A 13,887-nucleotide genomic window follows, 5' to 3' on the forward strand; every position below is an offset into this window, starting at 1 on the left:
AGCCCAGTTAACGCTGGGCTTTTTTTATTGCGTAAGGATTGTGATATATCTTTCTAAACTTTCCTTTTGTGTTTGGGCAATAAACAATAAAAAATCTTCTTTGTCTTTTTTTGTCTGAGCAACTTCCAGAGATTGGTAATAACGCATCCGGTTTTCGTAATCACCTCTTATATTCGCAATTAAATAGCCTTTTTGCATCAAAATCAAATTCATAATTAGTCTTGAAGTTCTCCCGTTTCCATCAATAAAAGGATGAATTGTTACCAATCGTTCGTGCATTTCGGCGGCCAGAATAACGGGATGAAGCTTGTTTTTGTTAATTTCATACCAAGTAAAATATTCTTCCATTTCCTGTTGAACTAACAAAGGCTGTGGAGGCATGTGAGTACTTCCCTGAATCATAACCTGAACTTTTCGATAACGTCCTGCATCTTCAGGAATTATTCCTCTAAGGATTAAATTATGAATGGATAAAAGATCACGTTCGTTTAATGAATTGTTTTTACTCATTAAATCTTTAATAAAACCAATTGCTTCCTGATGATTTATCGCTTCGAGATGTTCGCGCATACTTTTTCCAGAAATTGTCAAACCTTCATTTATCACCATATCAGTTTCACGAAGCGTCATTGTGTTTCCTTCAATTCTATTGCTTTCAAAAGTATATTCAAGTTCTAAAGCTTGTTTGATTTTAAAACTGTCAAATTGCCTGTAAGAGTCTAATTTTTCTTTTAAAAGGTCAATTTCCTTTAAGATTTTTTCTAAAGAAGTGGATAGTTTAAGGTTTGATATTGTTTTATTGTATTTGATTTCATCTTCAGCTACTTTTAGAGCTTTTAATGCCAAATCATCATCACCAATTTCATAAAGAATTTTTTCTTTAAGCCAAGCAATCATTAAAGTTTCATAATCAATTTCTAAAAGTTGAGCCAATTTAGAAATTTGGTCTTTAGTAGGTTTTCTTGTTCCCGATTCAAATTTGCTGATTAAAGCCTGATCGATTCCCACAAGTTGGGCAACTTCGCGGGTTTTTAAACCTTTTTGCTCTCTGGCATTTTTTAAAAGTGATTTCATTTAATGAAAATTTTAGTCTTGACAAATTTAGTCAATTTTGTGATTATAAAAAAAAGCAACAGTTTTATGTTGCTTTTCAGATATATTATTTTGGAGGTAAAGAACCATCTTTTCGCATTTCTTTGACAACGGCTTGCATTATAGCATCAACGGTTTGTCCTAGATCTGTCACATATTGCGATTCTGTAGTTCCTGTCCAGATTAGTTTATTTTGTTTTAATGAAAAAATATTGGTTTCAACCATATACGATGTTGTTTCTTGATAATATCCTGGATCGTAAAAATTTGGTGAATACATGCCGTACCAATTTCCAAAACCATAACCGTACATTCCCGTGTACATTCCGTCAAAACCGCCATAATACATTCCAGTGTAAGTGCCAGGAACATAATTAGTTTCTTTTTCTTTGCTAACTAAACGCATTGTAACGACACCGTCAAAATTTTCATCTTGCAGTATTTTTAATTTTTGCTCTTTATTTAATTGATCCGTTACGGTTAAGTATTGATAAGATGTTTTAAATACAGGGTTACTCGAAGCAATTCTGTTTTCGGTAATTCTTCTGGAAGCTTCGTCTTTTACCAAAGCAACGACCAAAACTTTTTTAAATTCTTCTTGAGCAACGGTAATATCAGGATCTCTCCAACTGTTTACAATAGAAGTATTACTGCCGCATCCAGAAAGTGACAGTATAGTAATTAACAAGATTAGATACTTTTTCATATTTTACGGTTATATTGTTTGTAGTAAAAATAACGATAAAATATTTATAAAATGATCATTTTTAGAAAATTAAAGCTCGTTTTTTAATTGTAAGCTTTTTTAATTCTATCTAAATCACGTTTTGTATCCTGCTCTTTTAGAGATTCACGTTTGTCGTAGTTTTTCTTTCCTTTACAAAGACCAATTTGTAGTTTAGCAAGTCCTTTTTCGTTGGTAAATAATTTTAACGGAACAATGGTAAGTCCTTTTGCCTGAACGCTTTTATGTAGTGTTTTTAATTCTTTTTTATTTAAAAGCAATTTTCTTTCACTGCGAGATTTATGGTTGAATTGATTTCCAAAAGAATATTCTTCGATATAAGTATTGATGGCAAAAAGTTCCATGCCACTAAACTCGCAAAAACTTTCTGTAATATTTGCTTTTCCTAGACGAATTGATTTGATTTCAGTACCTGCTAAAACAATTCCAGCAGTATAGGTATCGATTATCTCATAATCAAATCGAGCTCTTTTATTTAGTATGTTAACTGATTTTATCATAATTGCAAATGTAAAACAAAATTGAAAAATTTTAATGCGATCTAAGATAATTAAACATTTTTTTTAATCTATGATTTTAATCAGTTTTAAAGAAAAAGCTTACGATTAAGTTTGTTGAATAATTCTAAACAAACTAAAATATGAAAAAGATTTTAACATTCGTAAGTATTGCCTTAATCGGATTATCCGCAAAAGCTCAAGACTCAAATCAAGGTTTAAAAGGAGCATGGTTTGCAACTTCTCAATTTGGGTATCAACAAACCAAAAATGCAGATGTGAAAAATACCAATTTATCAGTTTTACCAATTGTTGGAACATTTATTACTCCATCTGTTGCGGTTGGAGCTGCAGTTGGTTACATCAACATAAAGTCAGATTCAAATGCAGGAACAGCATCGAAAACAGATTTGATTGTGATTGAACCATTAGCAAGAAAATATTGGAATGTTGCAGGTTCTTTGTATTTCTTTGGGCAATTAGCCTTACCAGTTATTACCGGAAAAGAAAAAGAGAGTGAATTAAAAGTAAATCAAGTAGGATTGGCACTTTCAGGAGGTTTTGATTATTTTGTTACTAAAAACTTCTCAGTAGAGTTTTCTTATGATTTAGCAAACTTCACTTCTACAACTCTAAAACCAGAGAATGGAGAGAAAACAACTGTAACCAATTTTTCATTAGCTCATGTAGCAAATGTTGACGCAACTTATACTGGAGCATTAGGTGGAAGTAATCCAAATTTAACTTCTCCAATTTCAGTTGGATTTAAATTCTTATTCTAATATTCATTATTTGATCAATGTCAAATTCTATTTTGTAATTTCGCAAAAAAGAAAGACCGTACTTTTTTACAGTACGGTCTTTTTATATAATTTAAAAAGTGATAAAATGGAAAGCAAATCAAAAGATCCTTTACACGGATTAACACTTCAGAAAATAGTCGAGACTTTAGTCCATTATTATGGTTTTGATACACTTGGAGAATTAATTCCGATCAAATGTTTTATTTCAAATCCGACTATAAAATCATCGCTTACTTTTTTAAGAAAAACAGATTGGGCTCGTAAAAAAGTGGAAGAACTGTACATCAAGTCAATTCCTAAATTTAGTTGATGCTTATAGTTTATAAGAAATCATTACACCACCGCGGTATGGAAGCCATTCTCCGCTTTTATTCCAATCTTTAGCTTTGTCATATCTTCCAGGGCTATCATTATAATAACCATGATAAAAACCTTGGTGCCATCCGCCACCAACGAAAACATCCAATAAAAATTTATCACTTAGTTTGATGTTGTAGCCAACAGTTGCTCCGAGACGATAACCAAATCCATGTTCATAATAATTACTGTCCCAATAAGTCCATTTTTGAATTCTATAAATGTCTGGCCCAGCATGTCCGCCAATATAAAATCCGTCATACTTTTCTTTAAAATGATACCGAATCTCGGGAGTAAAAGTATAAAACTCCATTGGGGTATGACCGTTGAAGGACTTCCAGAATGACGCCATTACGTCAAAACTAAAAGTCGTTTTTTCTCCAATACTGGTTTCGATACCAACATTTGGAACCGCTAAAAGTGCGGTAGCGCCATTAAATTTAATAAAAGTTTGACTTTGTGATTGAATTGAAAAGAAGATAATGGCTAATAAAAATATTTTTTTCATAAAGGTGTTTTTAGAACGAAATAGTTAAAAGTGGCTAATTTCGCGTGCAAATATAGTGTATTAACATATTTTTCGTTCTATTTATATTTGTTTTAACAAACGTTGATTTTTTGTTAAAAATTAACAAATATCTACTTTTCTAATAATGAGTATATTACCTTGTCTAAAAAGCGCCCTTCATAAAATTCAGATTCTTTAAAATGAGCTTCTTTAACAAATCCACATTTTTGTAATACTTTTTCAGAGGCGAAGTTTTCCGGATCAATTACAGCTTCTATAGAATGTAATTTTAAATCTTTGAATCCGTAAGTGATCAATCTATTTACCGCTTCTGGTATAATTCCCTTTCCATGAAATTCAGGTAAAAGCATATAGCCAATTTCTGCTCGGTAGTTTTCGGGTTGCATTCTGTAATAACCTATAATGCCTAGGAGTTTTGGGTCGTCTTTTAAAGTAATTGCCCAATTGATGCCAATATTATTGTCAATATTAGTATTAATTGTTGCAATATGGGCCAAAGCATCTTCATTGTTTTTTGCCAATGGACGCGGAATATATTTCATGGTCTCTGGATTCGAGCGCAATTCAAAAACTTCGTTTACATCATCGTTTGTCATTCTTCTTAGTAATAAACGCTCTGTTTCGATTACTGGAAACGGTTGAAAATTAAATTCTAACATCTTATAAAATTTTAATACTAAATTGAGAATGAAAAGTTTGATCGATTTCTAAGATTACAATCCCTTCTTTTTCAAATAAATTCCCTGAATTATTAGAAGTATCAGAATATCCAAACCAAGGTTCAATACAAACGAATGGCGCCTGATCTTTAGTCCAAAGTCCCAAACTTGGAAAATCTTCAAAATCAACTTCAATATACGGTTTTGAGTTTTCTAGTATTGTAAGTGAATTTGATTCTAAAGTTTTAAAAACCAAAGCATCATTTTCAAAAAGCTTATAGTTTAACGGAACTACATTATTTATAGTTTTTAAATTTTCCGTTTTATTTGAAATCAGATCGTTTTCCAAAAGATTGAATTTCAACGATTCTTCTTTTTCAAATTTAAAAGAATAGCTTTCGAAATTTTCTGGAAGAGCAATTGCGGGATGGGCTCCAATTGAAAAAGGCATTTTTTCATCATTTTTATTGATTACTATGTATTCTATATTTAAAGATGCGCCTTCAATTGTGTAAATAAGCTGCAATTCAAATTCAAAAGGATATTTTTTTAAGGTCTCTTCGTTCGATTCTAAAGAAAATACAGCGCTGTTTCCTGTTTTTTCAATTAATTGAAATTCCATATCTCTTGCAAAACCATGTCTTGGCAATTGATATTCTTTTCCATTAACGGTATAAGTGTTATTCTTTAAAGTACCAACAATTGGAAAAAGAATTGGAGAGTGTTTTCCCCAGAAATCTGGATTTCCTTCCCAGATATATTCTTTGTTTTGATTGTTTTTTAAAGAAAATAATTCGGCTCCTGCATGCTTAATTGAGGCAGTAAGTATTGAGTTTGATATAGTTGTTGTCAAAATAATAAAATTGAAAGTGTTGATTTTAATGCTGATGTAAAGATATTTTAATAAATTTTATTTTTTCAGGAAAATCGCTCAATTTATTTTATTGATAAAATTTTGCTAAAATTAAATTTAAGCTTGGATATTTCTCTGTAAATAGCTTTTTTTTTCATTAATTTGCTACATAAACAGCTAAAAAATATGAAAAAGCAATCTTCAAAAGCCATTTTAACCGCGGCTTTATTTTTTGGAATTTCTTTTGCATGGGCACAGCAAACACCGCCGGCGCAAACAGCAAATCCAACCAACAATTATAATTACCATGATGCCTTTGCTCCGAATTTTTACACAAAAAACGGAACTGCTACAAGAACTGCAAGCGGTCAGCCAGGAGTAGAGTATTGGCAAAACAGAGCCGATTACCAAATCACGGCAAAATTAAATGCTAACACAAATGAAATCGTCGGTACAGACGAAATTACATATACAAATAATAGTCCTGATAAACTTGGGTTTCTTTGGCTGAATTTGGATCAAAACTTATTCAAGGAAGATTCTAGAGGAAATGCGGTTGTACCTTTAACAGGAAGTCGTAACGGTGCTCAAGGTCAGGTTTTTGATGGAGGAAATAAGATTAAATCTGTAAAAGTAATTTCGGGTGGAAAAAATAAAACAGAAGTTAACGCAAAATATATAGTTACAGATACTAGAATGCAGATTTTTCTTCCACAGGAATTAGCTGCAAAGGGAGCTACTGTAAAAATTAAAATCGAATTTTCTTTCATTGCTCCTTTTGAAGGATCTGACAGAATGGGAGTTTTAGAAACTAAAAACGGAAAAATTTTCACGATTGCACAATGGTATCCGCGTATGTGCGTGTATGATGATGTACGAGGATGGAATACGGCGCCATATTTAGGCGCTTCTGAGTTTTATTTGGAATATGGCGATTTTGATGTAAAACTTACTGTTCCCGGAAATCATTATGTAGTTGCTTCTGGAGAATTGTTAAATGGTCAGGAAGTATTTTCTGCTGAACAATTAAAAAGATATAAAGATGCTGGTCAAAGCGATAAAACAGTTATGATTCGTACTGCTGACGAAGTTAATTCTACAGCAAATACAAATGCAGGAACGGAGAAAACGTGGCATTATAAAATTAAAAATGCACGTGATTTTTCTTGGGCATCATCACCAGCTTTTATTTTAGACGGAGCAAAAATTAATTTGCCGAGCGGTAAAAAAGCTTTGGCATTATCAGCTTATCCAGTTGAAAGCAACGGAAATGATGCGTACGGACGCTCAAGCGAGTATGTAAAAGGTGCGATTGAGCATTATTCAAAACAATGGTTTGAATATCCTTATCCTGTTGCTACAAACGTTGCAGGAAACGAAGGTGGAATGGAATATCCTGGCATTGTTTTTTGTGGATGGAAGTCTAAAAAAGCTGATTTGTGGGGAGTTACAGATCACGAATTCGGACATATTTGGTTTCCTATGATTGTGGGTTCTAACGAAAGATTATTTGCATGGATGGATGAAGGATTTAACACCTTTATTAATTCATTGAGTACGGCTTCATTCAATAATGGTGAATACAAAGAGCCGGCAACAGATTTGCACGAAGAAGCTGAATCATTCACACGTCCTGATTTAGAAACTATTATGAGTTCGCCTGATAATATGAAAGAGGCGAATATTGGTATGTTGTGTTATTTTAAACCAAGTGCTGGACTTGTTCTTTTAAGAGAACAGGTTTTAGGAAAAGAACGTTTTGATGCTGCTTTTAGAACTTATATTGAGCGTTGGGCATACAAACACCCAACTCCAGATGACTTTTTCAGATCGATGGAAAATGTAGCAGGAGAAGATTTAAGCTGGTTCTGGAGAAGCTGGTATGTTAATAACTGGCGTTTTGACCAAGGTGTAAATTCAATTAAATATGTAAAAAATGATCCTGCAAAAGGTGTTGTAATTACAGTTGAAAATTTTGATAAAATGCCTATGCCAATAGTTTTAGATGTTAAAACAAAAAGCGGTAAAGTTACTAGAGTTAATTTGCCTGTTGAAATCTGGCAACGTAACAATGATTGGTCTTTCAAACACAATTCTACTGAAGAAATTGAAAGTATAACTTTGGATCCTGAGCATGCTTTTCCAGATAATAATGAGTCAAATAATGTTTGGACTGCTGGGAAAGGAAAAATTGAAAAAGATGTAGTTTTAGATGGATATTTAGGAACATATACTGCTACAAAAACATCTTTGACAGTTGATTTTACAGAAAAAAACAGTGTTTTGAATGCTGAATTAACAAACTATCCTAAGTTCTCTGTAAAAGCTGTGTCTGGAGAAAATGATACATTTGAATCAAAAAGAGCAGGAGTTAAGTTTAAATTTAATGAAGCTAAAACTGCTGTAGATATGATTTTATCTGACGGAAAAGTAATTCCGTTTACTAAAAAGTAAAATATAAAATTATAAATAATTTAAAACCCGATAGTCAAATTTGATTATCGGGTTTGTTTTTTTGTTTCAGGTTTCAATTTTAAAGTTTCAGGTTTCAGGTTTGTTTAACCGGATTTTAAATCTTAGAACCTTAGTAACTTAGAATCTCAGCACCTTCAAAAATAACTTTTCATTAAAAAAATGTTAGAATTTTTATTTTTTGTTTTGAAAATAAAAAAAAGATGTACTTTTGCACCGATGAATAAAATAAGTTTACATATAACTTCTTTGTCACGGACAAACTCACCGATTACTTCTCCCGAAGTACGGACGCTATCTCTATAGTGTTCACTGAGTTTTATAGCCGTATATTTATTCATATCCATTTTTCATTTTGAAATCACATAATTTGTCCATTGGACAAACATATCCTAAAAGTATTTATTATTTTGTAAATTTTCTTGATCAATCTTTTGATTTAGAGAATGTTACTTCTATTTTGCTTAATTTTATTGGATTCAATTCTGGATTTCAAACGAAACAATATGTTTTAATTTTTAACTCTAACTTCAATTATTGAAATGAAGATCTCTATTGTTGTTACCCAGGAAGAACACTTTAAATTCGCACAAGAAATCTGCGATACGATAGAATCATCGGCCTTGTTAAGAGGTACTGGGATTGCTAAAAGAACTCCTGAGTACATTCAGAAAAAAATGTCGAATGGTGATGCGATGATTGCTCTGGCAGATGGGAAATTTGCAGGTTTTTGTTATATCGAAAGCTGGCAACACGGAAAATTCGTGGCACATTCGGGGTTAATTGTACATCCTGATTATAGAAGTTTAGGATTGGCAAAAAAGATAAAATCAAAAGTTTTTGACTATTCTTTGAAGAGATATCCAGATGCTAAAATATTCGGTATTACAACTGGTTTGGCTGTAATGAAGATCAACTCTGATTTAGGTTATAAACCTGTCCCATTCTCAGAATTAACAACAGATCCAAGTTTTTGGGCGGGATGTAAAACCTGTACTAACTTCCCAATTTTGCAAAGCAAAGAGAATAAAATGTGTCTTTGTACCGGAATGTTGTACGACCCAAAAGAAAAACAAAAAACACCGCCGAGACATCCTTTTAATGAGGCTGTTTTAAGCAGACTTAAAAAAATCAAACAGGCTTTATTCTTAAACAAATTATTGTCATTTGTTTTTTTATTCAAAATTTAATCAAAAAGAAATCTCAAACTGCTACATACGAAAGTATTAGCCTAAATTATAAAAAATGAAAAAAGTAGTATTAGCTTATAGCGGAGGATTAGATACCTCGTATTGTTTGAAATATTTAAAAAATGAAAAAGGATACGAAGTTCACACTGTACTTGTAGATACAGGAGGATTCTCTGCTGAAGAATTAACAGCTATTGAAAAAAGAGCTTATGAGTTAGGGAGTGCACAACACGCTAACTTGACCATTTTAGATAAATATTACGATAAAGCTATAAAATATCTGATTTTCGGAAACGTATTAAAAAACAATACGTATCCGTTATCAGTAAGTGCAGAGCGTGTTTTTCAAGCAATTGAAGCTATAAAATATGCGAAAAAAGTTGGAGCAACTGCAATCGCTCACGGAAGTACAGGTGCAGGAAACGATCAAATTCGTTTTGATTTGATTTTCCAAACTATTGCTCCAGAAATCGAAATCATTACGCCAATTAGAGATTTAAAATTGTCAAGACAAGAAGAAGTTGATTATTTAGCTCAAAACGGAGTTCACTATTCTTGGGAAAAAGCACAATATTCTATTAATAAAGGACTTTGGGGAACAAGTGTTGGAGGAAAAGAAACTTTAACTTCAGGACAGCCGTTGCCAAGTGAAGCGTATCCTTCGCAATTGCAAAAAGAAGGTGAAGAAAAAGTAACACTTCATTTTGAACAAGGAGAATTAGTTGGTTTAAATGGAAAAACTGATAAGCCTTCAAATAATATTGTCGCTCTTGAAAAACTAGCAAGTGCTTACGCAATTGGTAGAGATATTCACGTAGGTGATACGATTATCGGAATTAAAGGTAGAGTTGGTTTTGAAGCTGCTGCACCATTAATTATAATAAAAGCACACCATTTATTAGAGAAACATACTCTTGGAAAATGGCAGCAATACTGGAAAGAGCAGTTAGGAAACTGGTACGGAATGTTATTCCACGAAGGTCAGTTTTTAGATCCTGTTATGAGAAATATTGAAACTTTCTTGCAAGACACTCAAAAAACAGTAAACGGAACGGTAACAGTTTCATTAAAACCATATCATTTCTCACTTGACGGAATCGAATCTAAAAACGATTTGATGAACACAGGTTTTGGTCAATACGGAGAAATGAACAATGCATGGACATCTGACGATGCAAAAGGATTTATCAAAATCCTTGGAAATGCACAAAACATATTTTCATCTGTAAATCAATTAGATCATGATTAATGTCGGAATTATTGGTGGTTCAGGCTACACGGCCGGAGAACTCATCAGAATTTTAATGTATCATCCAAAAGTAAACATTGATTTTGTTTATAGCACCACAAATGCTGGAAAACCACTTTCTGTAGCGCACCACGATTTGATGGGCGATATCGAAATGAATTTCACAGCTGAAATCAATCCAAACGTGAATGTTGTTTTCTTGTGTTTAGGTCATGGAAAATCAATTTCATTTTTGAAAGAAAATCAGTTTGCAAGTCATACCAAAATCATTGATTTAGGAAATGATTTCAGATTGAATAAAGATGCGCATTTTGAAGGAAAAGATTTCATTTACGGATTGCCAGAAATCAATAAAACTGAAATTAAAAAAGCAAATTATATCGCAAATCCAGGTTGTTTCGCAACGGCTATTCAATTGGCTTTATTGCCTTTAGCAAAACATAATTTGTTGAATAATGATGTTCATATTAATGCAACAACCGGAAGCACAGGAGCAGGAGTTAGTCTTTCAGAAACTTCTCATTTCAGCTGGAGAAATAACAATTTCTCGCATTACAAAGCTTTTGAACATCAGCATTTAGGAGAAATTGGAGAAAGTTTAGTTCAGTTGCAAGATGATTTTGACAGCGAATTGCTTTTTATTCCGAATAGAGGCGATTTTCCAAGAGGGATTTTTGCGACTTTATATACACTTTCAGATGATAGTTTGGAACAATTGGTTGCAAAATATGAGGATTTCTATAAAAATGAACCTTTCGTAACTGTTACTACGACAAACATCAACATGAAACAAGTGGTGCAAACGAATAAATGTATCATTAGTTTATTGAAAAAAGGAAACCGGGTTTTAATAACATCGATTATAGATAACTTAACCAAAGGTGCTTCAGGACAAGCGATTCAAAACATGAATTTAATGTTCGGTTTAGAAGAAAGCACAGGTTTGCATTTGAAACCAAGCGGATTTTAGAAAAATTTGTTTCAGGTTTGAAGTTTCAAGTTTCACGTTCTGTGCATAACTTGAAACCTGAAACCTGAAACTTTAAACAAAAAACACATGAACTTATTCAACGTTTACCCATTATACGACATTACTCCAGTAAAAGCAGTAGATTGCACAATTATTGACGACAAAGGAGTAGAATATTTAGATTTATACAGCGGACATGGTGTGATTTCTATCGGACACACACAGCCGGATTATGTAGCAAAACTAAAAAACCAATTAGACAATTTAGGATTTTATTCGAATGCAATTCAAAACCCTTTACAGGTGGAACTGGCTCAGAAATTAGGAAAACTTTCTGGTCTTGAAGATTACGAATTGTTTTTATGCAGTTCTGGTGCCGAAGCCAATGAAAATGCTTTAAAATTAGCTTCTTTCCATAACGGAAAATCAAGAGTTGTAGCTTTTGATAATTCTTTTCACGGAAGAACTTCTGCAGCAGTTGCCGTTACGGATAATAAAAAAATTGTTGCGCCAATTAACGCACAGCAAGTAGTTACTTTTTTACCATTAAACCAAATCGAATTAGTTGAAGCTGAATTGGCTAAAGGAGATGTTACAGCTGTAATTATCGAAGGGATTCAAGGAGTTGGAGGTTTAGACCAAGGAACAACTGAGTTTTTCCAAGCTTTAGAAAAGGCATGTAAAAAACACGATGTTGTTTTGATTTTAGATGAAGTACAATCTGGTTACGGAAGAAGCGGAAAATTCTTCGCATTCCAACATCACGGAATCAACGCTGATATTATTTCAGTTGCAAAAGGAATGGGGAATGGTTTTCCGGTTGGAGCGATTTTAATCTCGCCAAAATTTGAAGCAAGTTTCGGATTATTAGGAACAACTTTTGGCGGAAGCCACTTGTCTTGTGCAGCAGGAATTGCAGTTTTAGATGTAATTGAAAAACTTGATTTACAAAAGAATGTAAATGAAGTTTATGAATATTTCTTAGAGAAAATCAAAGAAGTTGACGGAATCAAACAAGTAAAAGGAAAAGGCTTAATGCTTGGAGTTGAGTTTGATTTTGATGTAGCAGCTTTAAGAAAGAAATTAATCATCGAAAAACACATTTTTACAGGAAGTGCTAACAATAAAAATCTATTAAGAATTTTACCTCCGTTAACTGTGAAAAAAACTGATATCGATACGTTTATAAAAGCTTTAAAAGAAAGTTTAGAAGAACTTCAAAATTAGTTCTGATAAACAACCAAAAAAACAACCAACTATAAATTATGAATCCATTATCAATTGAAAAACGCAATGCGGTTTTGCGGTCTATGGCAAAGCTGGTCGAGCAGGAGCGGAATGAGATAATCCTAACCAATCAGGAAGATCTAGCCGATTATGACGGCTCAGATTTAGCGATGGAAGAACGCTTAAAAGTAGATGATAAAAAAGTCGACGAAATGATTTTATCATTAAACCAATTGGCTTCTCAGGAAGACCCGGTTGGCGTTGAGCGTTTTCATTTTACTCATGATAATGGAATAAAAGTGGTGAATAAAACAGCCGCTTTCGGAACAATTTTAATCATTTATGAATCTCGTCCGGATGTTACAATTGAAGCGGGCGGAATCGCTTTTAAATCTGGAAATAAGATTTTATTAAAAGGAGGAAAAGAATCTCTAAAATCGAATTTGAAAATCGTAAGTCTTTGGCATAAAGCTTTAGATGAAAACGGAGTTTCAAAAGATTGGGTGGAATATCTGAATTACAACAGAACTGAAACTCAGGCTTTTTTAGAAAAACCAAGTCAAAAAGTTGATTTAATAGTTCCAAGAGGAGGCGAGAAATTAATTGAGTTTGTAAAAGCGCACGCAACTTGTCCGGTAATTGTAAGCGGACGCGGGAATAATTTCGTTTACGTTCATGAAAAAGCAGATACAGATTTGGCTTTAAAAGTAATTTTAAATGCTAAAACAGCTAAAATTTCAGCTTGTAATGCTTTGGATAAAGTTTTAATCGATTCCAAATTGCCAAACTTTGAAGGTTTTGCGTCAATGTTAATCGAAGCTTTAATAGAATCAAAAGTAGAAGTTATTGTAGATAAATCTTTAGAGAATTTTGAAAATACGAAAACACTTCAAAATGAAGATATTTGGTACGAAGAGTTTTTAGATTATAAAATTGTTATTGGAACAATTGATTCTCAGGAACATGCTATTGATATGATTAATAAATACTGCGGCGGACATTCTGCTGCAATTATTACCAGAGATAACGAGATCGCACAACAGTTTATGGAATCGATAGATGCTGCAGCTGTTTATCAAAATGCATCAACTCGTTTTACAGATGGTGGACAATTTGGTTTAGGCGGAGAATTAGCAATAAGTACTGATAAATTACATCAACGTGGTCCAATTGGCCTTCAGCATCTCGTAACTAATAAATGGTACGTGTACGGAGAAGGACAAATTAGGTAATTGAGATAATAT

The 13,887-nt window shown here is 32.8% G+C and carries 14 protein-coding genes; 8 read left to right on the forward strand and 6 right to left on the reverse strand.

The genetic code is table 11. From position 1 onward, the window contains the following. Nucleotides 1-24: 24 nt before the first annotated feature. From RB619_RS03140 to smpB, 3 genes are all read right to left on the reverse strand, one after another. A complete protein-coding gene (locus RB619_RS03140) occupies nt 25-1,074 on the reverse strand; it encodes a Fic family protein (protein WP_308094079.1) in 1,050 nt (349 codons plus the stop codon). Nucleotides 1,075-1,159: 85 nt separating this feature from the next. Next, nucleotides 1,160-1,798, reverse strand: coding sequence for a hypothetical protein (locus RB619_RS03145; RefSeq protein WP_308094081.1), 639 nt, complete (start codon nt 1,796-1,798; stop codon nt 1,160-1,162). Nucleotides 1,799-1,881: 83 nt separating this feature from the next. Next, on the reverse strand, nt 1,882-2,337 hold the full coding sequence (gene smpB / locus RB619_RS03150) for an SsrA-binding protein SmpB (protein ID WP_026729458.1): 456 nt from the start codon (nt 2,335-2,337) through the stop codon (nt 1,882-1,884). Between the two features lie 140 nt (nt 2,338-2,477). Between smpB and RB619_RS03155 the strand changes: the two genes are divergently transcribed. Further along, nucleotides 2,478-3,116, forward strand: a complete 639-nt coding sequence (locus RB619_RS03155; RefSeq protein WP_308094086.1) for a hypothetical protein — start codon at nt 2,478-2,480, stop codon at nt 3,114-3,116. 106 nt (nt 3,117-3,222) lie between these two features. Then, complete coding sequence (locus RB619_RS03160; RefSeq protein WP_308094088.1) at nt 3,223-3,447, forward strand: VF530 family protein; 225 nt, start codon at nt 3,223-3,225, stop codon at nt 3,445-3,447. Nucleotides 3,448-3,450: 3 nt separating this feature from the next. Here RB619_RS03160 and RB619_RS03165 read toward each other — a convergent pair whose 3' ends face one another. The 3 genes from RB619_RS03165 to RB619_RS03175 form a co-directional block, all read right to left on the reverse strand. Further along, a complete protein-coding gene (locus tag RB619_RS03165) occupies nt 3,451-4,002 on the reverse strand; it encodes a DUF3575 domain-containing protein (protein ID WP_308094090.1) in 552 nt (183 codons plus the stop codon). A gap of 131 nt (nt 4,003-4,133) precedes the next feature. Next, nucleotides 4,134-4,682 carry a GNAT family N-acetyltransferase gene (locus RB619_RS03170; protein ID WP_308094093.1) on the reverse strand — a complete coding sequence of 183 codons (549 nt, stop codon included), beginning with the start codon at nt 4,680-4,682 and terminating at the stop codon, nt 4,134-4,136. 1 nt (nt 4,683) lies between these two features. Then, entirely contained in the window at nt 4,684-5,535 is an 852-nt protein-coding gene (locus RB619_RS03175; RefSeq protein ID WP_308094095.1) for an aldose 1-epimerase family protein, read from the reverse strand. A 186-nt stretch (nt 5,536-5,721) separates the two neighbouring features. On the opposite strand from RB619_RS03175, the gene RB619_RS03180 reads away from it, so the two are divergent. The 6 genes from RB619_RS03180 (at nt 5,722) to RB619_RS03205 (ending at nt 13,875) form a co-directional block, all read left to right on the forward strand. Next, nucleotides 5,722-7,989, forward strand: a complete 2,268-nt coding sequence (locus tag RB619_RS03180) for a M1 family metallopeptidase (RefSeq protein WP_308094097.1) — start codon at nt 5,722-5,724, stop codon at nt 7,987-7,989. Nucleotides 7,990-8,549: 560 nt separating this feature from the next. Further along, the gene (locus tag RB619_RS03185; RefSeq protein WP_308094099.1) at nt 8,550-9,197 is read left to right on the forward strand and encodes a GNAT family N-acetyltransferase; all 648 of its coding nucleotides are present in this window, start codon (nt 8,550-8,552) and stop codon (nt 9,195-9,197) included. Nucleotides 9,198-9,252: 55 nt separating this feature from the next. Then, nucleotides 9,253-10,446 carry an argininosuccinate synthase domain-containing protein gene (locus RB619_RS03190; protein ID WP_308094102.1) on the forward strand — a complete coding sequence of 398 codons (1,194 nt, stop codon included), beginning with the start codon at nt 9,253-9,255 and terminating at the stop codon, nt 10,444-10,446. Then, complete coding sequence (gene argC, locus RB619_RS03195; protein ID WP_308094104.1) at nt 10,439-11,416, forward strand: N-acetyl-gamma-glutamyl-phosphate reductase; 978 nt, start codon at nt 10,439-10,441, stop codon at nt 11,414-11,416. The genes RB619_RS03190 and argC overlap by 8 nt, the downstream gene beginning before the upstream one ends. A gap of 87 nt (nt 11,417-11,503) precedes the next feature. Continuing rightward, nucleotides 11,504-12,643 (forward strand): aminotransferase class III-fold pyridoxal phosphate-dependent enzyme, encoded by a 1,140-nt coding sequence (locus tag RB619_RS03200; RefSeq protein WP_308094106.1) that lies wholly within the window; start codon nt 11,504-11,506, stop codon nt 12,641-12,643. A gap of 38 nt (nt 12,644-12,681) precedes the next feature. After that, nucleotides 12,682-13,875, forward strand: coding sequence for a glutamate-5-semialdehyde dehydrogenase (locus RB619_RS03205; RefSeq protein ID WP_308094109.1), 1,194 nt, complete (start codon nt 12,682-12,684; stop codon nt 13,873-13,875). Nucleotides 13,876-13,887: the final 12 nt, after the last annotated feature.

This window comes from Flavobacterium sp. LHD-80 (assembly GCF_030929605.1).
Taxonomy (GTDB): Bacteria; Bacteroidota; Bacteroidia; order Flavobacteriales; family Flavobacteriaceae; genus Flavobacterium.